This window comes from Streptomyces sp. NPDC002773, from assembly GCF_040295605.1.
Taxonomy (GTDB): Bacteria; Actinomycetota; Actinomycetes; order Streptomycetales; family Streptomycetaceae; genus Streptomyces.
This window is the reverse complement of the sequence record NZ_JBEOVO010000005.1, coordinates 147,141-171,957: the sequence shown is the minus strand read 5'-3', so window position 1 is coordinate 171,957 and position 24,817 is coordinate 147,141. Positions and strand designations below refer to the sequence as shown.

General features: G+C 71.3%; 20 protein-coding genes. 16 read left to right on the top strand and 4 right to left on the bottom strand.

What is annotated here, in order from left to right; genetic code table 11:
• Positions 1 to 39: 39 nt before the first annotated feature.
• Positions 40 to 1,953: a TerD family protein gene (locus ABT034_RS09250; protein WP_351212956.1), complete on the top strand. Its 1,914-nt coding sequence runs from the start codon at positions 40 to 42 to the stop codon at positions 1,951 to 1,953.
• A 232-nt stretch (positions 1,954 to 2,185) separates the two neighbouring features.
• Positions 2,186 to 3,193: a TerC family protein gene (locus ABT034_RS09245; RefSeq protein ID WP_502972850.1), complete on the top strand. Its 1,008-nt coding sequence runs from the start codon at positions 2,186 to 2,188 to the stop codon at positions 3,191 to 3,193.
• A 91-nt stretch (positions 3,194 to 3,284) separates the two neighbouring features.
• On the opposite strand, the gene ABT034_RS09240 is transcribed toward ABT034_RS09245, so the two are convergent.
• The 3 genes from ABT034_RS09240 to ABT034_RS09230 all read right to left on the bottom strand — a co-directional run bounded on the left by ABT034_RS09240 (position 3,285) and on the right by ABT034_RS09230 (position 6,111).
• On the bottom strand, positions 3,285 to 4,574 hold the full coding sequence (locus ABT034_RS09240; protein WP_351213227.1) for an MFS transporter: 1,290 nt from the start codon (positions 4,572 to 4,574) through the stop codon (positions 3,285 to 3,287).
• A 149-nt stretch (positions 4,575 to 4,723) separates the two neighbouring features.
• Entirely contained in the window at positions 4,724 to 5,380 is a 657-nt protein-coding gene (locus ABT034_RS09235) for an MBL fold metallo-hydrolase (protein WP_351212952.1), read from the bottom strand.
• A 47-nt stretch (positions 5,381 to 5,427) separates the two neighbouring features.
• Positions 5,428 to 6,111, bottom strand: coding sequence for a maleylpyruvate isomerase family mycothiol-dependent enzyme (locus ABT034_RS09230; RefSeq protein WP_351212950.1), 684 nt, complete (start codon positions 6,109 to 6,111; stop codon positions 5,428 to 5,430).
• Positions 6,112 to 6,278: 167 nt separating this feature from the next.
• Between ABT034_RS09230 and uvrA the strand changes: the two genes are divergently transcribed.
• Positions 6,279 to 9,329 (top strand): excinuclease ABC subunit UvrA, encoded by a 3,051-nt coding sequence (uvrA, locus tag ABT034_RS09225; RefSeq protein ID WP_351212948.1) that lies wholly within the window; start codon positions 6,279 to 6,281, stop codon positions 9,327 to 9,329.
• A 93-nt stretch (positions 9,330 to 9,422) separates the two neighbouring features.
• Positions 9,423 to 9,872, top strand: a complete 450-nt coding sequence (locus ABT034_RS09220) for a Rieske (2Fe-2S) protein (RefSeq protein ID WP_351212946.1) — start codon at positions 9,423 to 9,425, stop codon at positions 9,870 to 9,872.
• Positions 9,873 to 9,949: 77 nt separating this feature from the next.
• Here the strand turns inward: ABT034_RS09220 and ABT034_RS09215 are convergent, their stop codons facing one another.
• Positions 9,950 to 10,879: a hypothetical protein gene (locus ABT034_RS09215; RefSeq protein ID WP_351212944.1), complete on the bottom strand. Its 930-nt coding sequence runs from the start codon at positions 10,877 to 10,879 to the stop codon at positions 9,950 to 9,952.
• A 237-nt stretch (positions 10,880 to 11,116) separates the two neighbouring features.
• On the opposite strand from ABT034_RS09215, the gene ABT034_RS09210 reads away from it, so the two are divergent.
• The 12 genes from ABT034_RS09210 to ABT034_RS09155 all read left to right on the top strand — a co-directional run bounded on the left by ABT034_RS09210 (position 11,117) and on the right by ABT034_RS09155 (position 24,682).
• The gene (locus ABT034_RS09210; RefSeq protein ID WP_351212942.1) at positions 11,117 to 11,704 is read left to right on the top strand and encodes a papain-like cysteine protease family protein; all 588 of its coding nucleotides are present in this window, start codon (positions 11,117 to 11,119) and stop codon (positions 11,702 to 11,704) included.
• A gap of 5 nt (positions 11,705 to 11,709) precedes the next feature.
• Positions 11,710 to 12,471, top strand: coding sequence for a hypothetical protein (locus tag ABT034_RS09205; protein WP_351212940.1), 762 nt, complete (start codon positions 11,710 to 11,712; stop codon positions 12,469 to 12,471).
• Between the two features lie 72 nt (positions 12,472 to 12,543).
• Positions 12,544 to 14,520 (top strand): excinuclease ABC subunit UvrC, encoded by a 1,977-nt coding sequence (gene uvrC / locus ABT034_RS09200; protein ID WP_351212938.1) that lies wholly within the window; start codon positions 12,544 to 12,546, stop codon positions 14,518 to 14,520.
• Complete coding sequence (gene rapZ / locus ABT034_RS09195; RefSeq protein ID WP_351212936.1) at positions 14,517 to 15,509, top strand: RNase adapter RapZ; 993 nt, start codon at positions 14,517 to 14,519, stop codon at positions 15,507 to 15,509. The genes uvrC and rapZ overlap by 4 nt, the downstream gene beginning before the upstream one ends.
• On the top strand, positions 15,506 to 16,531 hold the full coding sequence (locus tag ABT034_RS09190; protein WP_351212934.1) for a gluconeogenesis factor YvcK family protein: 1,026 nt from the start codon (positions 15,506 to 15,508) through the stop codon (positions 16,529 to 16,531). Before rapZ ends, ABT034_RS09190 begins: the two co-directional genes overlap by 4 nt.
• On the top strand, positions 16,522 to 17,511 hold the full coding sequence (gene whiA, locus ABT034_RS09185; protein WP_351212932.1) for a DNA-binding protein WhiA: 990 nt from the start codon (positions 16,522 to 16,524) through the stop codon (positions 17,509 to 17,511). The genes ABT034_RS09190 and whiA overlap by 10 nt, the downstream gene beginning before the upstream one ends.
• A gap of 153 nt (positions 17,512 to 17,664) precedes the next feature.
• Positions 17,665 to 20,613, top strand: a complete 2,949-nt coding sequence (locus ABT034_RS09180; protein ID WP_351212930.1) for a M14 family metallopeptidase — start codon at positions 17,665 to 17,667, stop codon at positions 20,611 to 20,613.
• Positions 20,614 to 20,831: 218 nt separating this feature from the next.
• Positions 20,832 to 21,842: a type I glyceraldehyde-3-phosphate dehydrogenase gene (gene gap, locus ABT034_RS09175; RefSeq protein ID WP_351212928.1), complete on the top strand. Its 1,011-nt coding sequence runs from the start codon at positions 20,832 to 20,834 to the stop codon at positions 21,840 to 21,842.
• 105 nt (positions 21,843 to 21,947) lie between these two features.
• Positions 21,948 to 23,159: a phosphoglycerate kinase gene (locus ABT034_RS09170; protein WP_351212926.1), complete on the top strand. Its 1,212-nt coding sequence runs from the start codon at positions 21,948 to 21,950 to the stop codon at positions 23,157 to 23,159.
• Between the two features lie 5 nt (positions 23,160 to 23,164).
• Complete coding sequence (gene tpiA / locus ABT034_RS09165; protein WP_351212924.1) at positions 23,165 to 23,941, top strand: triose-phosphate isomerase; 777 nt, start codon at positions 23,165 to 23,167, stop codon at positions 23,939 to 23,941.
• Positions 23,942 to 24,038: 97 nt separating this feature from the next.
• Positions 24,039 to 24,269 (top strand): preprotein translocase subunit SecG, encoded by a 231-nt coding sequence (secG, locus tag ABT034_RS09160; protein ID WP_024758014.1) that lies wholly within the window; start codon positions 24,039 to 24,041, stop codon positions 24,267 to 24,269.
• A 77-nt stretch (positions 24,270 to 24,346) separates the two neighbouring features.
• Positions 24,347 to 24,682 (top strand): RNA polymerase-binding protein RbpA, encoded by a 336-nt coding sequence (locus ABT034_RS09155; protein WP_189505794.1) that lies wholly within the window; start codon positions 24,347 to 24,349, stop codon positions 24,680 to 24,682.
• The last annotated feature ends 135 nt before the right edge of the window (positions 24,683 to 24,817 follow it).

Below are 24,817 nucleotides of genomic sequence, written 5' to 3'. Positions count from 1 at the left end.
CTTCACGCCGAGCCCGGTAACGCTGAGGGGACAGAGTCGATGACGGCCGAGCTGGTCCGGGGGCAGAACCACCCCCTGCCCGACACCCGCCTTGAGATCCGGGTGTCGGCCGGTCACCCCGTCCTTGCCGGAGCCACCCTCGGCGACGAGCGGGGCAGGGTCCCGGGTGTGGAGTGGATCGCCCACCCCGGCTCCCCCTCCCTCCCCGGCGTCGACGTCCCCGGACAGACCGCCGCCGACCACCGGCTCACCGTCGACCTGGCGGCGGTCCCCGAAGCCGTCCACCGCGTCTCGGTCCTCCTGGCGCTCCCCGGCGGCGCCGCCAGGTTCGGAGCCGTCGCCGCTCCCTTCGTCACCGTCGCAGGCGCAGACGGCGCCGAGATCGCCAGCTACACGATCACCGGCCTCGCCAGCGAGTCCGCCGTCGTCGCCCTGGAGCTGTACCGGCGCCAGGGCGCCTGGAAGGTCCGCGCCATGGGCCAGGGGTACGAGGGCGGGCTCGCCGCCCTCCTCGGCGACCAGGGCCTGGAGCGCCCCGCCGATCTGGCCGCGTCGATCCTGGAGACGGTCGCGCCCCGTCCCGCCCCGGTGACCGCTCCGCCCCAGCACGCCCCCGAGGCGGAGCTCGTACGCCACACGGCACCGGTGCCGGCCTCGGACCCGGCCCCGACCACCCCGGTGACACCGCCGTCGCCACAGCCCGCCACGCCCCCGGTCGCGCCCACGCCCCCGGCAGGCACCCGCACCGGCGGTCCCATCGACTACGCCCACCCCAGCCGTCAGTCGGCGGCCCCCGCGTCCGAGCCCCGGCAGGACCCGCCCGTGCCGGTCGCCGGGGACGCGTCGGGCTGGTCCATGGACGAGCGCCTGTACAACCAGGTGTGGGGCATGTTCGAGGACCTCGCCCGTACCGCCGCCGCCTACCGCAGCGCCTGCGACTTCGCGGAGTCCCGGCTCGACCGGGAGCTCGACCAGACGCTCTCCGACTACCGCGCCCGGGCCGACGGCGCCAACGACGCCGCCCGCGCGGCCGCCCGGGCCCGGCACGATGAGCTGGTGGAGCGGGCCCAGGTGGTCCTGGACCGGGACCTCGGACAGCTCGCGGCCGAGTCCGAGGTCGTCGAACCGGCCCTGCCCGCCGCGTTCGCCCGCTGGGACAACCCCGTCTGGGGGGCCTACCGCGTCCCGGCCGAGGAGCCGATGGCCGTCCGTCTGGGTGACCTCCACCTCCCCGAGCGGGCGGAGCTGCGGATCCCCATGCTGGTCCGGCTGCCCCTCGAGCGCGGGCTCTGGGTGGACAGCGGCCGCGGCCGCTCGGAGGCGGCCGGTCTGCTCGACGAGACCGAACTGCGGCGGCTCGCCCTGGACTGCGCGGTGGCGCACGCGGCCCGGCTGCTCGCGGCGCACCCGGCCGGCGCCTTCACCGTCCATGTCGTCGATCCGGCCGGGGCGGGCGCCGCTCCACTGGCGCCGCTCGTGGATTCGGGTGTCCTCGCGGCGCCGCCGGCCCGGGGCGCCGCCGGGGTCTCGGCGGTCCTGGAGCAGCTCACCGAGCGGGTGGACCTGCTGCAGATGGCGGTACGGGCGGGGGCCTCGGACGCCCTGCCGCCCGGTCTGGACGCGGCCCGGCAGCTGCTGCTCGTGCACGACTTCCCGCACGGTTTCGACGACCGGGCGGTCACCCGGCTCCGGTACCTCGCCGACGAGGGGCCTTCGGTCGGCGTCCATCTGCTGATGGTCGCGGACCGGGAGGACGCCTCCGCGTACGGGCCGCTGCTCGACCCGCTGTGGCGTTCGCTGCTGCGGCTCACCCCCGTCCCGGACGACCACCTCGCCGATCCCTGGGTCGGCCACGCCTGGTCGTACGAGCCGCCGCTCCTTCCGCCGGGCAGTGCGGTGCTCCGCCAGGTGCTCGCGCGGGTCGCGGAGGCTCGCCATGGAAAGCGGCCCTGACCTGCTCTTTTGAGGGCTCTTTACCCTGCCCTTTACCTTTTCTTGGTTATTCGGGTAGTCTTCTTGGTGCGGAGGGGAGTACTCCCCAAGCGCGGCGTGCCCGTCAGTACGGACGGATCATCATGGATCCGATCCCGGGGCGTCGGCCCGGCGGCGATCGCCTGTCGCCCGGGTGGAAGAGACCTCCGGCAGCGACGACGCTGATCAGTAGCCGTACGACGCCGGAGGCGCAGTGGACGTTTCAATGACCCTTTGGGTACTCACCATTCTCGGTCTGGGTGCCCTGATCGGTGCCGACTTCTTCATCGGGCGCAAGCCCCATGACGTCTCGGTCAAGGAAGCCGGAATCTGGACGGTCGTCTGGATCGTCCTCGCCGGGCTCTTCGGACTCGGCCTGCTGTTCTTCGGGAACAGCCAGGCGGCTGGCGAGTTCTTCGCCGGCTACATCACCGAGAAGTCGCTCAGCGTCGACAACCTCTTCGTCTTCGTCCTGATCATGGCGAAGTTCGCGGTGCCCTCCCACCTCCAGCAGCGCGTGCTGCTCGTGGGTGTGGTGATAGCTCTGGTGCTCCGCACGATCTTCATCGCCGCAGGCGCCACGATCATCGCGAGCTTCTCGTGGGTCTTCTACATCTTCGGCGCGTTCCTGATCTACACCGCCTGGAAGCTCATCCAGGAGGCGCGGGCCGACGAGGACGAGGACGACTGGGAGGAGAACCGCCTCCTCAAGGCCGTCGAGAAGAGGTTCGGCGTCGCCGACCGGTACCACGGCACCAAGCTGTTCATCCAGAGCAACGGCAAGCGGGTCCTGACCCCGCTGATGGTCGTCATGCTCGCCATCGGCACCACGGACATCCTCTTCGCCCTCGACTCGATCCCGGCGATCTTCGGCCTCACCCAGGACCCGTACATCGTCTTCACCGCCAACGCCTTCGCCCTGATGGGTCTGCGGCAGCTGTACTTCCTCATCGGCGGCCTGCTCAAGAAGCTGGTCCACCTCAGCTACGGCCTGTCGGTGATCCTCGGCTTCATCGGCGTCAAGCTCGTGCTGCACGCCCTGCACGAGTCCGGGGTGCACGTCCCGGAGATCTCCATCCCGTTCTCGCTCGCGGTCATCTGCGGTGTCCTGATCATCACCACGATCACCAGCCTGATCGCCTCCAAGAGGCAGGCGGAGCGTGAGGCCGCCGAGAACGTGGCCGACGCCGGCGACACCGAGAAGGACAGCATCGGCGCCTGACGCGGTACAGCGGTACAGAGCAGCACAGCAGTACGTACGGCGACGGCCGGCCGGGGTTCTCCCCGGCCGGCCGTCGCCGTCTCTCCGCCCCCTACACGGGGTCGAGGTCAGGCGCGGGCTCGGGGACCAGCTCGGCCGGCAGGGTCTCCGGGAGCAGGGCGAAGCAGCCCAGGCTGACCAGAGCGACCACGGTCAGATACGCGGCGACGCCCCAGGGCGGCCCGGAACCGCCGTCGGAGAGGGCGGTCGCCACCAGCGGGGTGAGGGCGCCGCCGAGGACCCCGGCGAGGTTGTAGCCGACGGCCGCGCCGGTGCAGCGCACCCGGGGCTCGTACAGCTCCGGGAGGTACGCGGCGACCACCGCGAACATGGTGATGAAGGCGAGCAGCGCGCCCAGGAAGCCGAGGAACATCAGGAACGGCCGGGCCGTGTGCAGCAGGGCCACCATCGGGAACATCCAGAGCGCGGAGGCCGCGCACCCCGCGAGACAGAGCGGCCGGCGGCCCCAGCGATCGGCGAGGAGGGCCACGAACGGGGTGGCCGCGCCCTTGATCGCCACCGCCGCCATGACGCAGGTCAGCATCACGGTGCTGCTCACCCCGAGGTGCTTGGTGCCGTAGGCCAGGGCCCAGGTGGACACCGTGTAGAAGGTGGCGTACCCGACCGCGAGGGCACCGGCTGTCAGCAGGACGAGCCGCCAGTGGTCGCGGGCGACCTCGGCAAGCGGGGCGCCCGAGCGCTTCCCGGCCGCCGACAGCTCCTCGAACTGCGGGGTCTCCCTGAGCGAGGAGCGCAGCAGCAGCCCGACCGCCGCGAGCAGGCCCGCCGCCCAGAACGGCACCCGCCAGCCCCAGGACCGGAACTCCGCCTCGCTGAGGCCCGCAGAGAGCGCCAGCATCACCCCGTTCGCCAGGAGGAAGCCGATCGCCGGACCGATCTGGGGGAAGCTCGACCAGAGCGCGCGCCGGTGCGCCGGGGCGTGCTCGGCGGTGAGCAGTACGGCCCCGCCCCACTCCCCGCCGAGCCCGAGGCCCTGGAGGAAGCGCAGGACGAGGAGCAGCACGGGAGCGGCGATGCCGAGCGTCGCGTACGAGGGGACGCAGCCGACCGCGACTGTGGCGCAGCCGGTCAGGAGCAGCGAGACCATGAGGACCGGACGCCGGCCGTACCGGTCGCCGACATGGCCGAAGAGGACCGAGCCGAGCGGACGGGCCACGAAGCCGACGGCGAAGGTGCCGAAGGCGGCCAGGGTCCCGGCGAGCGGGGAGAAGGTCGGGAAGAAGAGCGGCCCCAGGACGAGGGCGGCGGCGGTCCCGTACACGAAGAAGTCGAAGAACTCGATGGCGGTGCCGACGAGCGAGGCGGCGGCGATCCGGCCCATCGACGGCGCGCCGGGGGCGGCCGGGGGAGCGGGCGGCGACGGAGAGTGACTGAGGCGCATGTGGCGCCAACTACCCGGCGTGCGTCCCGGTTACGGGGGCGTACGGGAGCGCGTCACTGCTCGAACGCGCGCTCTCGGTACCGCCCGGGTCACCAGCCGCGCTCGCGCCACTTCGGGAGGGACGGGCGCTCGTCACCGAGCGTGGTGTCCTTGCCGTGGCCCGGGTAGATCCAGGACTCGTCGGGGAGGACCGCGAACAGCTTGGTCTCCACGTCGTGGAGGAGGCTCGCGAAGGCCTCGGGGTCCTTCCGCGTGTTGCCCACGCCGCCGGGGAAGAGGCAGTCGCCGGTGAAGACGTGCGGGTGGCCGTGCGGGTCGTCGTAGACGAGGGCGATGGAGCCCGGGGTGTGCCCGACCAGGTGGCGCGCGGTCAGCTCCACCCGCCCGACCCGGATCGTGTCGCCGTCCTCGACGGGCACGTCGGTCGCGACCGGGATGCCCTCCGTGTCGTACGCGCCCGCGTACGTCACGGCGCCGGTCGCGGCGACCACCTCGGCGAGCGCCTGCCAGTGGTCGCCGTGGCGGTGGGTGGTGACGACGGCCTTGACGCCGTCGTCACCGATCAGTGTGAGGAGCGTGCCGGCGTCGTTGGCCGCGTCGATCAGGAGCTGCTCGTCGGTGGCCCGGCAGCGCAGCAGATACGCGTTGTTGTCCATCGGGCCGACCGCGACCTTCGAGATCATCAGGTCCGTCAGCTCGTGAACGTCCGCGGGTCCGCCGACCTTCACCACTCCGCTGTACGTCATGCGCTCAGCCTAGCTCCGCCCACCGACAGCGGCGGGCGGACTCCGTCCTAGAGCGCCGGGAGCTTCGGCAGCGGCCCGCCGTCGGTCTTCAGGGCCGAGCCGTCGCGGCGGCCGGCGAGCCAGCCGAGGAGGTCGGGAGCCGGGCCCGTGACGGTGACGGCGCCGGTCGGGCCGCCGGTGGTCCACGTCCGGCCGTCGTCGGACCTGAGGACCGTCGCGGGCACGCTCTCCAGGCCGGTGAAGCGCTCGGCGAGGAACTCGATCTCGCGCGTCGTGAACTCCTCGGACAGATCTTCGAGCTCGTAGCCGGTGCCCAGGTCGACGTGGTGCAGATCCACCTCCACCCAGCGGCGGAAGGGGATCCGGGACGCGCTGTCCATGACGCCGTTGCGGAGCTCGACCGCCCGGCTCCAGTCGGCGGGCTCGGCGCCCACGGCCTGGAAGCGGTCGGCGGTCTCGCGCAGGTCGGCGAGGTGGGCGGCCGGCGGGCGGCCGGAGTCGCGCTCGATGTCGGCGTCCCGGGTGGCCGCGTCGGGGTACATGGGGCGGCCCTGGAGGACGTTCACCAGGGCGTCGGCGTTACGGGCTACGTGGGCGAGCACATGGCCCCGGCTCCAGCCGGGCAGCCGTGACGGCCCGGCCGTCGCCGCGTTGTCCAGGGAGGCGGCCGCTGTCAGCAGCCTTTCGGTCGCTTCGCGGACGTGAGCGAGGTCGCGTTCGTGGTCGATCATGGCGCCGACCCTAGTGCCAGCAGGGGCGCCGCCACTCGTTCGGGTGAAGAGGTCCCGGCGAGGCCGGAAATCGAATGTGCGTGCTATACGCTCGGAGGAAGCATCCGGCATCCTTGGTTGTTGGGTGTTCAGGCACATCCGCTCTCTGAAGAAAGGTGCGGACCGGCGTGGCCGACCGTCTCATCGTCCGTGGCGCTCGTGAGCACAACCTCAAGAACGTCTCGCTCGACCTCCCGCGCGACTCCCTGATCGTCTTCACCGGGCTCTCGGGGTCGGGCAAGTCCTCCCTCGCGTTCGACACGATCTTCGCCGAGGGGCAGCGCCGCTACGTCGAGTCGCTCTCCTCCTATGCCCGGCAGTTCCTCGGTCAGATGGACAAGCCGGACGTCGACTTCATCGAAGGTCTGTCGCCCGCCGTCTCCATCGACCAGAAGTCGACCTCGCGCAACCCGCGCTCAACGGTCGGCACCATCACGGAGGTCTACGACTACCTCCGCCTGCTCTTCGCCCGCATCGGCAAGCCGCACTGTCCCGAGTGCCGGCGGCCCATTTCCCGCCAGTCGCCGCAGGCCATCGTCGACAGGGTCCTGGAGCTGCCCGAGGGCAGCCGCTTCCAGGTGCTCTCGCCGCTCGTCCGCGAGCGGAAGGGCGAGTTCGTCGACCTCTTCGCCGACCTCCAGACCAAGGGCTACAGCCGCGCCCGGGTCGACGGCGAGACCGTTCAGCTGAGCGAACCGCCGACGCTGAAGAAGCAGGAAAAGCACACGATCGAGGTAGTCGTCGACCGCCTCACCGTGAAGGACAGCGCCAAGCGCCGCCTCACCGACTCGGTCGAGACCGCGCTCGGACTCTCCGGCGGCATGGTCGTGCTCGACTTCGTCGACCTCGCGGAGGACGACCCCGAGCGCGAGCGGATGTACTCGGAGCACCTCTACTGCCCGTACGACGACCTGTCCTTCGAGGAGCTGGAGCCGCGCTCCTTCTCCTTCAACTCGCCCTTCGGCGCCTGCCCGGACTGCACCGGCATCGGCACCCGCATGGAGGTGGACCCCGAGCTGATCGTCCCCGACGAGGACAAGTCCCTCGACGAGGGCGCCATCCACCCCTGGTCGCACGGCCACACCAAGGAGTACTTCGGCCGGCTCATCGGCGGCCTCTCCCAGGCCCTCGGCTTCCGCACGGACCTGCCGTACGCCGCACTGCCGCAGCGCGCCAAGAAGGCGCTGATGCACGGCCACAAGACCCAGGTCGAGGTCCGCTACCGCAACCGCTACGGGCGGGAGCGGGCGTACACCACCCCGGCCTTCGAGGGCGCCGTCTCCTTCGTCAAGCGGCGCCACACCGAGGCCGAGAGCGACTCCAGCCGGGAGCGCTTCGAGGGCTACATGCGCGAGGTGCCCTGCCCCACCTGCGAGGGCACCCGCCTCAAGCCGATCGTCCTCGCGGTCACGGTCATGGAGAAGTCCATCGCCGAGGTCTCCGCGATGTCGATCAGCGACTGCGCCGAGTTCCTCGGTCGGCTGACGCTCAACGCGCGCGACAAGAAGATCGCCGAGCGGGTCCTCAAGGAGGTCAACGAGCGGCTGCGCTTCCTCGTCGACGTCGGCCTCGACTACCTCTCGCTCAACCGGGCCGCGGGCACCCTCTCCGGCGGCGAGGCCCAGCGCATCCGGCTCGCCACCCAGATCGGCTCGGGCCTGGTCGGCGTGCTCTACGTGCTCGACGAGCCGTCCATCGGCCTCCACCAGCGCGACAACCACCGGCTCATCGAGACCCTCGTACGGCTCCGGGACATGGGCAACACGCTCATCGTCGTCGAGCACGACGAGGACACCATCAAGGTCGCGGACTGGGTCGTCGACATCGGCCCCGGCGCCGGTGAGCACGGCGGCAAGGTCGTCCACTCCGGCCCCCTGAAGGAGCTCCTCGCCAACAAGGAGTCGATGACCGGGCAGTACCTGTCCGGCCGCCGGGCGATCCCCACCCCGGACATCCGCCGCCCGGTGGACCCCGGGCGCCGGCTCACCGTGCACGGGGCCCGTGAGAACAACCTGCGGGACATCGACGTCTCCTTCCCGCTCGGCGTCCTCACCGCGGTGACCGGCGTCTCGGGCTCCGGCAAGTCGACCCTGGTCAACGACATCCTCTACACCCACCTGGCGCGCGAGCTGAACGGCGCCAAGTCGGTGCCCGGACGGCACACGCGCGTGGACGGCGACGACCTCGTCGACAAGGTCGTGCACGTCGACCAGTCCCCGATCGGCCGCACCCCGCGGTCGAACCCGGCGACGTACACCGGCGTCTTCGACCACGTCCGCAAGCTCTTCGCCGAGACGATGGAGGCCAAGGTCCGGGGCTACCTGCCCGGCCGGTTCTCCTTCAACGTCAAGGGCGGCCGCTGCGAGAACTGCTCCGGCGACGGCACGATCAAGATCGAGATGAACTTCCTCCCGGACGTCTACGTCCCGTGCGAGGTCTGCCACGGCGACCGGTACAACCGGGAGACCCTGGAGGTCCACTACAAGGGCAAGTCCATCGCCGAAGTCCTGAACATGCCGATCGAGGAGGCCCTCGACTTCTTCGAGGCCGTCCCGACCATCGCGCGCCATCTGCGCACGCTCAACGAGGTCGGCCTCGGGTACGTCAGGCTCGGGCAGTCGGCGCCGACGCTCTCCGGCGGCGAGGCGCAGCGCGTCAAGCTCGCCTCCGAGCTCCAGAAGCGCTCGACCGGCCGCACGGTCTACGTCCTGGACGAGCCGACCACGGGTCTGCACTTCGAGGACATCTCGAAGCTGATCACGGTCCTGTCCGGACTGGTCGACAAGGGCAACTCGGTGATCGTCATCGAGCACAACATGGATGTGATCAAGACCGCGGACTGGCTCATCGACATGGGCCCCGAGGGCGGCAGCGGCGGCGGCATCGTCGTCGCCGAGGGAACCCCCGAGGAGGTCGCCTCGGTGTCCACCAGCCACACCGGGAAGTTCCTCCGCGAGATCCTCGGCGCGGACCGGATCAGCGACGCGGGCGGGACCGTTCCGGCGGCCCGCGGGGCGAAGAAGGCGGCGGCGAAGAAGGCCCCGGCCCCGGCGAAGAAGGCGACCGCCACCAAGGCCGCCGCTCCGGCGAGGAAGACGGCCACGAAGGCGACCGCCACGAAGGCGACGGCCACCAAGGCCGCCGCCAAGAAGGCGACGACCCGGGCCCGCAAGGCCTGACGTCCGAGGCAGGGCCCCCACCCCGGGGGCCCTGCCTCGCCGCCGGTATCGTCGGTTCGGTCACGCCTTGCCCCGATCCACCGTGGAGCGCCCATGTCCGGCCAGTCCAGCCGCCGCACCGTCCTGAAAGGCGCCGCCCTCGCCGGTGCCGCCGGGCTGGGAGTCGCCGCCTGCTCCACCGAGTCCAAGCTCGGCCACGCCGAGGTCCCGACCCCGACCGCCCCGGTCGCCCTCGGCGCCCCGGACGAGGTCCCGGTCGGCGGCGCCAAGCTCTACCGCGAGCAGCGGGTCCTGGTGAGCTGCCCGGCCAAGGGCCAGTACAAGGCGTTCAGCGCCCAGTGCACCCACGCCGGCTGCGTCCTCGACAAGATCGAGAACAACGAGGGCAACTGCCCCTGCCACGGCAGCCGCTTCGACGTGACGACGGGCAAGGCGCTCAAGGGCCCGGCCACCGTGCCGCTCCCCGAGGTCCCGGTCCGCGTCGAGAACGGCAAACTGGTCGCGGGCCCCGACGCCACGCCCAAGACCGCACCCACGGCCTGACGCCACGCCCAAGACCGCACCCACGGCCTGACGCCGGGCCCGAGGCCCGGTCCCCGGCCCCCACCCCCGTACTCGCCTCACTCCCAGTCCCAGTCGATCCCCAGGATCCCCGGGCGCACCCCCTGCTCCACGGTGTGCACCGTGCGGTGCCGGCCGCTCAGGGTCAGCTCCGCGCGGCCCCCGCGCGGTGCCCCCGCCGAGGCCTGCGCGAACCTCCGGCACCGCACCGGGAGCGCCGCCTCGTCGAAGCGCACCTGAAGCACGTACTGCCCGCCCGCGAAGCTGAACCCGCGCACGTACTCCCCGCTCGGCCCCGCCGTACCGTCCTCGAAGCCGTACGAGAAGAGGTACGTGTCCCCGGCCCGCAGCCGCGCGTCGAAGAGCAGCTCCGCGATCAGCACCCCCGTCGCCGCGTGCCACCGCACCCGCCCGGTCCGGCAGTTCTCCACCGCCCGCACCGCCACCCGCGACGGATCGCAGCCGGGATCCCCGTGGTGGATGGCGAGATAGCGGTCCACGCCGTCCCGGTGCGCCCGCACCACGTGCTGCGACTCGCGCCCCACCAGCTCCCGCCCGGCCCCGATCCGCACCCGCTCGTGGTGCCCCACCGTGTGCAGCCCGCCGTCCGTCGGCGACTCCAGGTCCGCGAGCAGCTCCTCGACGGAGCCGGACACCTCCACCAGTGAGCGGTACGAGCGGGCCGCCGGGCGCTCCACGTCGGACCGCGCGGCCGCGTCCCCGGCGAGCAGCCGCAGCAGCGAGTGCGCCGGCAGCTGGAGCACCTCCTCCAAGGCGCGGACGGCCTTCAACGACTCCGGTCGCTGCGGGCGGCGGGCGCCCTGCTGCCAGTAACTCAGGCTCGTCACCCCGACCTTGACGCCCCGGTGCGCGAGATGGTGCTGGACCCGCTGGAGCGGCAACCCGCGCACGGCGAGCGCGGTGCGCAGCGCCAGATGGAAGGGGCCGGTCCGCAGCAGCTGCGTCAGATCTGCCTCGGTGTGGCTCACGAGGACTCCTCGGTGAACATTCACGACGGGGATGCGGACCGTCGCGCCGCGGGGGGTGGGCGGGCTGGTGGGCCGAGGGAGTCCGTTCACACCCGGGTCACACCGTTCACAGTCCGATGTCACCCCGCATTGAAGCGTGTTGACCTGCTCCCGACAACGGCAGATGCTCCTGACCAGCGTCCGGACGCGCTCCTCCACCCCCACATCCCCACACCCCCCGCCTCAGGGAGGAACGCGATGCGCAGAAGAAAGCTGAACCTCGCGGCACTCGCCGCTGCCGCCCTCTTCCTCGTCCCCACCACCTCGGCGTCCGCCGCGCCCGCCACCGAGGACGCCGCCGCCCTCGGCTCCAAGCGGCTGAACATCACCATGCAGGCCCAGCAGAAGACCAACTGGTGCTGGGCGGCGGGCGGCAACACCATCGCCACCTGGTTCGGCCGGAGCTACAGCCAGAACCAGTTCTGCAACGCCGCCTTCAACCGCCAGCAGGGCTACGACTGCCCCAACTGGCAGGCCACCCTCGGCAACGTCCAGACCGGCCTCTCGTGGGCCGGCATCAGGCCCGGCTCGTACGTCGACGGCTGGCTGCGCTACTCGACCGTGCAGACCGAGATCAACGCCGACCGGCCCGTCGAGACCCGCATCCAGTGGTCGAGCGGCGGCGGCCACATGCACGTGATCTACGGGTACGACGACGCGAACAGCTGGGTCTACTGGGGCGACCCCTGGCCCTCGAGCAACCGCTACAACTGGGCCTCCCACGCCTGGTACGTCGACAACGACACCTTCTCCTGGACCCACTCGCTCTACCGGATAGGGGTGTGACGACGATGACCGCACGTGCCACGGCAGCCGGACTCCTCACCGTCACGGCCCTCGTCGTCCTCGGCGCGCTCCCGGAGGCGGCCGCCGCCGAGGGCCCGCCGCCCGCGCCCACCCCCGAGCGGGCCGCCTCCGCGCCGGGGACCCTCGACACCCTGTCCCGGTTCTTCGCCCGGGACGGCGCCGTCGCCCGCTCGGCGGCCGCGCCGCGCGTCGTGGGCAGGTCCGTGCCGGTACGGATCCTGTCCCCGGACTTCGTCGCCGGGAAGCCCGGGGTCCCGGTCGCCGAGGTCGAGTTCCGAGCCAGCCGGGCCGTCTCATCGGACGGGCAGAAGGCCTCGCTGTGGACGGTGCGGCGGGCGGGCGGCTGGCAGGTGGTCAACATCGCCACCGGCGACGACGAGATCCGTTACGCGGAACAGGGCGGGCGCGTCCTGCCCGGCGGCCTCGTCTTCCGCGAGCCGCAGATCGACGCCTGGTACGTCCAGAAGGGCACGAAGGTGCTTCCGCTGGACGAGGACGCGGTACGGGCCGTCGGCCGGAACGGGACGAGCCTCACCGCGTACCGGGACCGGGTCGCCCACGCGTACGGCGACAAGCTCCCCGGGTCCGCGTACGCGGAGAAGGGGGCGGCGGGGGGCTACGCCGTGGCGGCGCCCGAGGAGAAGGTGGCCGGGGGCGCGGTGGCGGCGGGTCTGGGGGCGGTGCTGGCACTCGCCCTGACGGCCACGGCGGCGATACGCCACCGCAGAGGACCCGAGAGGCCCTGACCCCCCGGGGCGGGGGTCTGGCGACGCGTGCGGGCGGTGGGACTGTCGGTCGTCGACAGTAGGGTGGGGAGCATGGCAGACCCCTCCAGCTACCGCCCCAAGCCGGGTCAGATCCCCGACTCCCCGGGGGTCTACAAGTTCCGCGACGAGCACCGCCGGGTGATCTACGTGGGCAAGGCGAAGTCCCTGCGCCAGCGGCTCGCCAACTACTTCCAGCCGATCACGAGCCTGCACCCGCGCACGGCCACCATGGTGACCACCGCCGCCTCCGTGGAGTGGACCGTCGTGTCGACCGAGGTCGAGGCGCTCCAGCTGGAGTACTCCTGGATCAAGGAGTACGACCCCCGGTTCAACGTGAAGTACCGGGACGACAAGAGCTACCCGTACCTCGCGGTGACCATGAACGAGGAGTTCCCGCGCGTCCAGGTCATGCGCGGTCACAAGAAGAAGGGCGTGCGCTACTTCGGGCCGTACGCGCACGCGTGGGCGATCCGCGAGACCGTCGACCTGATGCTGCGGGTCTTCCCGGTGCGGACCTGCTCGGCGGGCGTGTTCCGCAATGCCGCCTCCGCCGGACGGCCCTGCCTCCTCGGCTACATCGGCAAGTGCTCGGCCCCCTGCGTCGGCCGGGTCACCCCCGAGGAGCACCGTGAACTCGCCGAGGAGTTCAGCGACTTCATGGCCGGCCGTACCGGCACGTACATCCGCCGTCTCGAGAAGCAGATGATGCTGGCGGCCGAGGACATGGAGTACGAGAGGGCCGGCCGGCTCCGCGACGACATAGAGGCGCTGCGCCGGGCCATGGAGAAGAGCGCGGTCGTGCTCGCCGACGCCACCGACGCCGACCTGATCGCCCTCGCCGAGGACGAGCTGGAGGCCGCCGTGCAGATCTTCCACGTGCGTGGCGGACGCGTCCGCGGCCAGCGCGGCTGGGTCACCGACAAGGTCGAGGCCGTCGACACCGCCGGGCTCGTCGAGCACGCGATCCAGCAGCTGTACGGCGAGGAGAGTGGCGACGCGGTCCCCAAGGAGGTCCTGGTCCCGGCGCTGCCCGACGACGCGGAGGCCGTCACCGCCTGGCTCTCCGGCCGCCGCGGGTCCAACGTCTCACTGCGGATCCCGCAGCGCGGCGACAAGAAGGACCTGATGGCGACCGTCGCGCGCAACGCCCAGCAGGCGCTCGTCCTGCACAAGACGAAGCGCGCCAGCGACCTGACCACCCGCTCCCGGGCCCTGGAGGAGATCGCCGAGGCCCTGGACCTGGACTCGGCGCCGCTGCGGATCGAGTGCTTCGACATCTCCCACCTCCAGGGCGAGGACGTGGTCGCCTCGATGGTGGTCTTCGAGGACGGGCTGCCACGGAAGAGCGAGTACCGCCGCTTCCAGATCAAGGGCTTCGAGGGCCAGGACGACGTCCGGTCCATGCACGAGGTGATCGGCCGCCGCTTCCGGCGCTATCTCGCCGAGAAGGAGAAGACGGGGGAATGGGACCCCGAGGGCGTCGTCGAGGACCCGGAGGAGAGCGGCCGGCCCAAGCGGTTCGCGTACCCGCCGCAGCTGGTCGTGGTCGACGGCGGACAGCCCCAGGTCGCCGCGGCCCGGCGCGCCCTCGACGAGCTGGGGATCGACGACATCGCGGTCTGCGGGCTCGCCAAGCGCCTGGAGGAGGTGTGGCTGCCCGGCGACGACGACCCGGTGGTGCTGCCCCGCTCCAGCGAGGGTCTGTACCTGCTCCAGCGGGTGCGTGACACGGCTCACGACTTCGCCATCCGCTACCAGCGGTCCAAGCGGACGAAACGTATCCGGACCAGCCCTCTCGACGTGGTCCCCGGCCTCGGCGACACCCGGAAACGCGCGTTGATCAAGCATTTCGGCTCGGTGAAGCGGCTCCGGCAGGCGACAATCGAGCAGATCTGCGAGGTTCCCGGCATGGGGCGCAAGACCGCGGAGGCGGTCGCCGTGGCACTCGCCCAGGCGGCCCCGGCGGCGCCCGCCGTGAACATGGCCACAGGAGAGATCATGGAAGACGACGGGGGCGGCACGGCATGACCGCGCACGAGCAGGACCGGAACGAAGCGCAGGACCGGAACGAGCAAGACCAGCACGACCGAGAAGACGGAGCAGGACACGTGAGTACGGGCACGAAGGAGACCCCCGGCGACAACGGCGCCGAGGCGGCCATTCCCGAGCTGGTGATCATCTCCGGCATGTCCGGGGCCGGCCGGTCCACCGCGGCGAAGTGCCTGGAGGACCTCGGCTGGTTCGTCGTGGACAATCTGCCGCCCGCGCTGATCCCCACCATGGTGGAGCTCGGCGCCCGCTCCCAGGGCAACGTCGCCCGGATCGCCGTCGTCGTGGACGTCCGCGGCCGGCAGTTCTTCGACAACCTCAGGGAGTCCCTCGCCGACCTCGACGGCAAGCAGGTCACCCGCCGGATCGTCTTCCTGGAGTCGTCCGACGACGCCCTGGTCCGGCGCTTCGAGTCGGTCCGCAGGCCGCACCCGCTCCAGGGCGACGGCCGGATCACCGACGGCATCGCCGCCGAGCGTGATCTGCTGCGCGAGCTGCGCGGCGACGCCGACCTGGTGATCGACACCTCCAGCCTCAACGTCCACGAGTTGCGCGCCAAGATGGACGCCCAGTTTGCCGGCGACGAGGAGCCCGAGCTGCGGGCCACCGTGATGTCCTTCGGGTTCAAGTACGGCCTGCCGGTCGACGCCGACCTCGTCGTCGACATGCGCTTCCTGCCGAACCCGCACTGGGTCCCCGAGCTGCGCCCCTTTACCGGGCTCAACGAGGAGGTGGCGAACTACGTCTACAACCAGCCCGGCGCCAAGGAGTTCCTCGACCGCTACACCGAGCTGCTCCAGCTGATCGCCGCGGGCTACCGCCGCGAGGGCAAGCGGTACGTGACCATCGCCGTGGGCTGCACCGGCGGCAAGCACCGCTCCGTGGCCACCGCCGAGCGGCTCGCCGCCCGCATCGCCGCCGAAGGGGTCGAGACCGTCGTCGTGCACCGGGACATGGGGCGCGAGTGAAGCCGTACCGCCGGCGTGCCTCCACCCTCACGGCGCGGCGCACGCTCCGCAGACGCGGCGCCCAGCCCAAGGTGGTCGCCCTGGGCGGCGGCATGGGCCTCTCGGCCTCGCTGGCCGCGCTCCGCCGGATCACCGGCGACCTCACCGCCGTCGTCACCGTCGCCGACGACGGCGGTTCCAGCGGCCGGCTCCGGGAGGAGCTGGACGTGCTGCCCCCGGGAGACCTCCGCAAGGCGCTCGCCGCGCTCTGCGGCGACGACGACTGGGGCCAGACCTGGGCCCGGGTGATCCAGCACCGCTTCCAGTCCAAGGGCGAGATGCACGGCCACGCCGTGGGCAATCTGCTGATCGTCGCCCTCTGGGAGCAGCTCGGCGACCCCGTGCAGGCCCTGGACCTGGTGGGCCGGCTGCTCGGCGCCCACGGCCGGGTGCTGCCGATGTCCGCCGTGCCCCTGGAGCTCCAGGCCCTGGTCAGGGGCCACGACCCGGAGCGGCCGGACGACGTGGACACCGTGTGCGGTCAGGCGACGGTGGCGCTCACCCCCGGCGAGGTGCAGTCCGTGCACCTCGTGCCGAACGACCCGCCTGCGGTGCCGGAGGCGGTCGCGGCGGTCCTGGACGCGGACTGGGTGGTCCTCGGTCCGGGGTCCTGGTTCTCCTCGGTGATCCCGCACCTTCTCGTCCCCGAGCTGCTCGACGCCCTGGCCGAGACGAAGGCCCGCAAGGTGCTCTCGCTGAACCTCGCGCCGCAACCCGGAGAAACCGAGGGCTTCTCACCGCAGCGTCATTTGGAGGTTTTGGGACGACACGCCCCTAAACTCGCCCTGGACGTGGTGCTGGCCGACGAGGCCGCCGTGCCCGACCGCGAGTCCCTCGCCGATGCCGCCAAGCGGCTCGGTGCCGCGGTCGAGCTGGCGCCGGTGGCCGGGCCCGACGGCTCCGCGAAGCATGACCCGGAGCTGTTGGCCGCCGCGTACGACCGTATTTTTCGGATGCATGGAAGGATCGGCCCATGGCGATGACGGCAGCGGTGAAGGACGAGATCTCCCGGCTTCCCGTCACCCGGACCTGCTGCAGGAAGGCAGAGGTCTCGTCGATCCTGCGGTTCGCGGGCGGGCTGCACCTGGTGAGCGGCCGCATCGTGATCGAGGCGGAGCTCGACACCGCGATGGCGGCCCGCCGCCTCAAGCGGGACATCCTGGAGATCTTCGGGCACAGCTCGGAGCTCATCGTGATGGCCCCCGGCGGACTGCGGCGCGGCTCGCGTTTCGTGGTGCGGGTGGTGGCCGGAGGCGACCAGCTGGCCCGGCAGACGGGTCTCGTGGACGGCCGGGGCCGCCCCATCAGAGGCCTCCCCCCGCAGGTGGTCTCCGGGGCCACCTGCGACGCGGAGGCGGCCTGGCGGGGCGCGTTCCTCGCGCACGGTTCGCTGACCGAGCCCGGCCGGTCCTCCTCCCTTGAGGTGACCTGCCCGGGCCCCGAGGCGGCGCTCGCCCTGGTCGGCGCGGCGCGCCGGCTCTCCATCGGGGCGAAGGCCCGCGAGGTGCGGGGCGTGGACCGGGTCGTCGTCCGCGACGGCGACGCGATCGGCGCCCTCCTCACCCGGCTCGGCGCGCACGAGTCGGTGCTCGCCTGGGAGGAGCGGCGGATGCGGCGCGAGGTCCGCGCCACCGCCAACCGCCTGGCCAACTTCGACGACGCCAACCTGCGCCGCTCGGCCCGCGCCGCGGTCGCCGCCGGGGCCCGGGTACAGCGCGCCCTGGAGATCCTCGCCGAGGAGGTGCCCGAGCACCTCGCCGCGGCGGGCCGGCTCCGCATGGAGCACAAGCAGGCCTCCCTCGAGGAGCTGGGCGCGCTCGCCGACCCGCCGCTGACGAAGGACGCGGTGGCGGGCCGGATCCGCCGCCTGCTCGCGATGGCGGACAAGCGGGCCCAGGACCTGGGGATTCCCGGGACCGAGTCCAACCTGACGGAGGAGCTCGACGACAGCCTCGTCGGCTGACCCGTACGGAAGCGTGAACTCCGGGCTGCCGGTGCCTTTCTGAGGCACCGGCAGCTTTTCCGTATCGCCCGCGAGGCACCCTTGACAGGCCCATGAGCGCCCATGAGCCTGGCGTCTGTTCACCTTCGTGGCAGACGACAACAAGGGGGGCTCATGAGACGCAGAGCGAGATCGATCCTCGCCGCGGCTTCACTGCTGATCGCCGCAATGGCGGCGGCACCCGTCGCCGGAGCGCAACCCACGCCCACCGACGGAGACGTCGAGCAGCTCTCCGTATGGCGCGCCGAGGTCACCAAGGAGCAGGTCCCGCTGCTCCTCGAAGCCGGTGCCGACGCCCATGAGATGACCGAGCAGGTCCCCGACAAGGGGTCCGCGACGGTCGAGCTCTTCCTCACCGGCCGGCAGGCCGGACAGCTGCGCGGCCAGGGCGTCGAACTCGCCGAGCACAGCCTGTCCGCCCAGGCCGAGAAGCGGGTGGCCGTCGCGGGGGACGGCGTCTTCCGCCCGTACGGCGGCCCGAACGGCCTCAAGCAGGAGATCCTGGACACCGCCCGGGCGAACCCCGGGATCACCAAGGTCGTCTCCATCGGCAAGACCCTCAAGGGCCAGGACATCCTCGCCGTCAAGGTCAGCAAGGGTGCCAAGGGTGGCAAGGACGGCTCGAAGCCCGCGACGCTGTACATGTCCAACCAGCACGCGCGCGAGTGGATCACGCCGGAGATGACCCGGCGGCTGCTCCACCACTACCTCGACGGCTACGGCAAGGACGAGCGGATCACCCGGATCGTCGACTCCACCGAGCTGTGGTTCGTGCTCTCCGCCAACCCGGACGGATACGACCACACGCACGCCGACCCCGCCCACCGGCAGTGGCGCAAGAACCTCCGCGACAACGACGGCGACGGCAGGATCGCGCCCGGCGACGGCGTCGACCTCAACTTCGCCTACAAGTGGGGCTACGACAACGAGGGCTCGTCGCCCGACCCGGCCGACGAGACCTTCCGCGGCAAGGGCCCCATGTCGGAGCCCGAGACCAAGGCCGTCGACGCCTTCCAGAAGCGCATCGGCTTCGCGTACGGCATCAACTACCACTCGGCCGCCCAGCTCATCCTCTACGGCGTCGGCTGGCAGGTCGCCACCGACACCCCCGACGACGTGGCCCTCAAGGCCCTCGCCGGCACCCCGCAGAACCCCGCCGTCCCCGGCTACCGGCCGCAGGTCTCCTCCGAGCTGTACATCACCAACGGCGAGGCGGACGGACACGCCGCCAACGTCAACGGGACGCAGATGTTCACCCCGGAGATGTCGACCTGCGCCACCGCCTCCCGGGTCGACCCGAACGACGCCTGGAACCCCGCCGACTGCGCCTCCGTCTTCACCTTCCCCGACGACGAGAAGCTGATCCAGGCCGAGTTCGCGAAGAACATCCCCTTCGCGCTCGCCGTCGCCGAGACCGCCGCCCACCCGGACCGGCCCGTCTCACCGGTCGGCATCGACGCCCCCGATTTCACCCCGAAGACCTTCACCACCTCCTACGCCCGCGGCGAGGAGCAGGAGGTCGCCGTCACCGCCCGCAAGTCCCTGCGCGGCAAGACCCTGAAGTACCGGATCAACGGCGGCCGCACCCACAGCGAGGAGCTCGACGCCTGGAAGGGCGGCGAGACCTTCGGTGGCGAGGACAACCTCTACTTCGACGAGTACCGCGCCGAGGTCGAGGACGCCCGCCCCGGCGACTCCGTCGAGGTGTGGTTCACCGCCCGCACCCGCGAGGGCCGCACCACCTCCTCCGCCCCCTTCACCTACAAGGTGGCCGAGCGCCCCCGCGGTGACGTGCTCGTCCTCGCCGAGGAGGGCGGCACCACGGCCGGCCGGCACACCGCCGCCTATGTGAAGGCCCTCGCCGACAACAAGCGCGGGTCCGCCGTCTGGGACGTCGCCACCCAGGGCACCCCGGACGCTCTCGGCGTCCTCTCCCACTTCCGTACCGTCGTCTGGTACACCGGCGCCGAGCGGCCCTCCGGCACCACCCAGCTCGCCGTCCGCGCCTACCTCAACGAGGGCGGCAAGCTGATCAATGCCGGCGAGAAGTCCGGTGGTCTCACGCAGATCGGCCGGGCCGAGTCCAACGACTTCGCCCAGTACTACCTCGGCGCCTACCACCGGGCCGGCCTCAAGAATCCGCCTGCCTTCGCCGGCACCGGCGCCTTCGCGGGCATCGGTGCCGGTCTGGGGGCCGCCGCCGACAACCCGCTGGACAACGCGGGCGCGTACACCGTCACCTCGGACACCCTGCGGCCGAAGGAGTTCCCGCAGTTCGCGAGCAGCGCCTCCGCCGGCTCCTACCCGGGCATCCGGATGCCGTTCGAGCCCGCCGAAGGCGCGTCCTTCGCGGCCGTCAAGCACGCCGACAACACCTGGGCCCGGCTCAGCAGGACCGTCGACCTCACCGGCGTCGCGGCCGGAGCCGCACCGCGCCTGGACTTCCAGGTCAGCTACGACACCGAGCCCGGCTACGACAACCTCGTCGTCGAGGCCCACACCGTCGGCCAGGACGACTGGACCACCCTGCCCGACGCCAACGGCGGCACCTCCGCCGAGCCCCCCGCCGACTGCGGCGAGGGCTACTACGTCCGCGGCCACCCCTTCCTCGCCCACTACCTCACCGTCGGCGAGGACGGCTGCACGGCCACCGGCACCACCGGCTCCTGGAACGCCTTCACCGGCCCCTCCAACGGCTGGCGGCAGGCCTCCGTCGACCTGAGCGCCTGGGCCGGCAAGCGGGTCGAGCTGTCCATCTCGTACGTCTCCGACCCCGGCACCGGAGAGATGGGCGCCTTCGTCGACGACACCCGGCTCGTCACCGGCACCACCACGGAGGCGGAGGGCTTCGAGACCGCCCTCGGCGCGTGGACCGTACCGGGCGCCCCGGCCGGCAGCCCCGGCAACGGCGCCGACTGGACGCGCTCCGCCGCGCTCTTCCACTCCCAGGCGGCGGTCACCACCCGTGACACCGTCCTCCTCGGCTACGGACTCGAGCACGTGCCCGGAGCCACCGACCGGGCACGACTCCTCGGCCGCGCCCTCGGGGCGCTCCGCCGCTGACGGAGAGTAGCCGGGACAAAAGTCCCACGACGGCCCGTACCCGCTGGTAGGTACGGGCCTTCGGCCTTTCTTCCTCACTTTCCGGGCACATGCGGATGCGGCCGATGTCACTCCCGGGCGCCGGTGGGGGTAGGGTCGTAAGCGGTCGGGGACATCCCAAAAAACAAAAATCTCGCCGGCGTCGAGCACTCCGGCGTACCTAACGAGGAGATCGGTTCGTGACGATCCGCGTAGGCATCAACGGCTTTGGCCGCATCGGCCGGAACTACTTCCGCGCACTCCTTGAGCAGGGTGCGGACATCGAGATCGTGGCTGTCAACGACCTGGGCGACACCGCGACCACGGCCCACCTGCTGAAGTACGACACCATCCTGGGCCGCCTCAAGGCAGAGGTCACCCACACCGCCGACACCATCACGGTCGACGGCCACACCATCAAGGTGCTCTCCGAGCGCAACCCGGCCGACATCCCCTGGGGTGAGCTGGGCGTCGACATCGTCATCGAGTCGACCGGCATCTTCACCAAGAAGGCCGACGCCGAGAAGCACATCGCCGGCGGCGCCAAGAAGGTCCTCATCTCGGCTCCGGCCTCCGACGAGGACATCACCATCGTCATGGGCGTGAACCAGGACAAGTACGAGCCGGCGAAGCACCACGTCATCTCGAACGCGTCCTGCACCACCAACTGCGTCGCCCCGATGGCGAAGGTCCTCGACGAGAACTTCGGCATCGTCAAGGGCCTGATGACCACGGTCCACGCGTACACCAACGACCAGCGCATCCTGGACTTCCCGCACAAGGACCTGCGCCGCGCCCGCGCCGCCGCGGAGAACATCATCCCGACCACGACGGGCGCCGCCAAGGCCACCGCCCTGGTCCTCCCGCAGCTCAAGGGCAAGCTGGACGGCATCGCCATGCGCGTCCCGGTCCCGACCGGTTCCGCCACCGACCTGGTCGTCACCCTCGACCGCGAGGTCACCAAGGACGAGGTCAACGCCGCGTTCAAGAAGGCCTCCGAGGACGGCGACCTCAAGGGCGTCCTGGTCTACACCGAGGACCCGATCGTCTCCTCGGACATCGTCAGCGACCCGGCGTCCTGCACCTTCGACGCCTCCCTGACCATGGTCCAGGAAGGCAGCACGGTCAAGATCCTCGGCTGGTACGACAACGAGTGGGGTTACTCCAACCGTCTCGTCGACCTCACCGTCTTCGTCGGCGGCCAGCTCTAAGCTTCAGGGCGGGCTTTCGATGTGAGCAGGGCTCGGGCAGCGCAACGCCGCGCTGTGCGAGCCCTGTTTGTGTGCTCCACCGCGTACCAAGGAGTCAGTTAACAGATGAAGACGATCGACGAGCTTCTCCACGAGGGCGTCGAAGGCAAGCGCGTGTTCGTCCGCGCCGACCTCAACGTGCCGCTCGACGGCACCACCATCACCGACGACGGCCGTATCCGCGCCGTCGTCCCCACGGTCAAGGCGCTCGCCGACGCGGGCGCCCGGGTCGTGGTCGCCTCGCACCTGGGCCGGCCCAAGGGCGCCCCGGACCCGGCGTTCTCGCTCGCCCCGGCCGCCGCGCGCCTCGGTGAACTGCTCGGCGCCGAGGTGGCCTTCGCGACGGACACGGTCGGCGACTCCGCCACCGCCACCGTCGCCGGCCTCGACGCCGGCCGGGTGGCCGTCCTCGAGAACCTCCGCTTCAACGCCGGCGAGACCTCCAAGGACGACGCCGAGCGCGGCGCGTTCGCGGACCGGCTCGCCGCCCTCGCCGACGTCTACGTCGGCGACGGCTTCGGCGCCGTGCACCGCAAGCACGCCTCGGTCTTCGACCTCCCGGCGCGCCTGCCGCACGCCGCGGGCTACCTCATCGCCACCGAGGTCGGCGTCCTGAAGAAGCTCACGGACGACGTCCAGCGGCCGTACGTGGTCGCGCTCGGCGGCGCCAAGGTCTCCGACAAGCTCGGCGTGATCGACCACCTCCTGGAGAAGGCCGACCGCATCCTCATCGGCGGCGGCATGGCGTACACCTTCCTCAAGGCCCAGGGCCACGAGGTCGGCATCTCGCTGCTCCAGGAGGACCAGATCCCGGCGGTCCTGGACTACCTGAAGCGCGCCAAGGAGCGCGGCGTGGAGTTCGTCCTCCCCGTCGACGTCCTGGTCTCGGCGGAGTTCCCCGACCTGAAGACCAAGGCTCCGGCCCACCCCACCACGGTCGCCGCGGACGCCATCCCGGCGGACGAGGAGGGCCTGGACATCGGTCCGGAGACCCGTAAGCTCTACGCCTCGAAGCTCGCCGACGCCGGCACCGTCTTCTGGAACGGTCCGATGGGCGTCTTCGAGCACCCCGACTACGCCGAGGGCACCCGGGCTGTCGCCCAGGCGCTCGTCGACTCTCCGGCCTTCACGGTGGTCGGCGGTGGCGACTCCGCCGCCTCCGTCCGCATCCTGGGCTTCGACGAGACGGCATTCGGCCACATCTCGACCGGCGGCGGCGCCTCCCTCGAATACCTCGAGGGCAAGACGCTGCCCGGCCTCGCCGCACTGGAGGACTGAACACCTTGAGCACCCGCACCCCGCTGATGGCGGGCAACTGGAAGATGAACCTCAACCACCTCGAGGCCATCGCCCACGTCCAGAAGCTCGCCTTCGCCCTGACCGACAAGGACCACGACGCCTGTGAGGTCGCGGTCCTGGTCCCCTTCACCGACCTGCGGTCCGTACAGACCCTGATCGACGGCGACAAGCTCAAGATCAAGTACGGCGCCCAGGACATCTCGGCGCACGACTCCGGTGCCTACACCGGTGAGATCTCGGGCCTGATGCTGTCCAAGCTGAAGTGCGCCTACGTGGCCGTCGGCCACTCCGAGCGCCGCCAGTACCACGCCGAGGACGACGAGGTCTGCAACGCCAAGGTGAAGGCCGCCTTCACGCACGGCGTGACCCCGATCCTCTGCGTCGGCGAGGGCCTGGACATCCGCAAGGCCGGCCAGCAGGTCGAGTACACCCTCGCCCAGCTCGACGGCGGCCTGAAGGACGTCCCGGCCGAGCAGGCCGAGTCCATCGTGATCGCGTACGAGCCGGTGTGGGCCATCGGCACCGGCGAGGTCGCCACCCCCGAGGACGCGCAGGAGGTCTGCGGGGCCATCCGCGGCCGCCTCGCGGAGCTGTACTCGCAGGAGCTGGCCGACAAGGTCCGCATCCAGTACGGCGGCTCGGTCAAGTCCGGCAACGTCGCCGCGATCATGGCGCAGCCGGACGTCGACGGAGCCCTGGTGGGCGGCGCCGCGCTCGACGCCGACGAGTTCGTCAAGATCGTGCGCTTCCGCGACCAGTGAGTATGCGGTAGCGGAGTTACGTCGTACCCTTGCGGGGGTCGGGCAGGTGCCCGGCCCCCGTCCGTATTCGTCCGAGGAAGTTGGTCCAGCCGTGGTTATGGGGTTCTCGATCGCCCTGCTCGTCTTCAGCGGGCTGCTCATGCTGCTCGTGCTGATGCACAAGGGGAAGGGCGGCGGCCTCTCCGACATGTTCGGTGGCGGTATGCAGTCCTCCGTCGGCGGCTCCTCGGTCGCCGAGCGCAACCTGGACCGCATCACCGTCGTGGTCGGTCTGCTCTGGTTCGCCTGCATTGTGGTACTTGGTCTGCTGATGAAGTTGGACGGGTAACTCCAATCACTGGACGCGCGTTGGGCCTTACGTAGACTGGGGCATCTTCGAGCACCATCACGCAGGGAGTTACGACCGTGGCAAGTGGCAACGCGATCCGGGGAAGCCGGGTCGGAGCGGGGCCGATGGGCGAGGCCGAGCGCGGCGAATCGGCGCCGCGCGCCCGCATCTCGTTCTGGTGCTCGAACGGGCACGAGACCCAGCCGAGCTTCGCCAGCGACGCGGCGGTCCCGGAGACCTGGGACTGCCCGCGCTGCGGCTTCCCGGCAGGTCAGGACCGGGACAACCCGCCGGACCCGCCGCGCACGGAGCCGTACAAGACCCACCTCGCCTATGTGCGTGAGCGACGCAGCGACGCGGACGGCGAGGCGATCCTCGCCGAGGCGCTCGCCAAACTGCGCGGCGAGATCTGAACGCGGTGTGACGGTGTGACGAACGGGCCTTGCCCGCGAACTTGATTCGCGGGCAAGGCCCGTTCCGCGTTCTCTCCCCCGCCTCCCCCACAGTCGCTCGCCGTCGCGTCGTCCGCCCCTCTGATCAATTAGGTT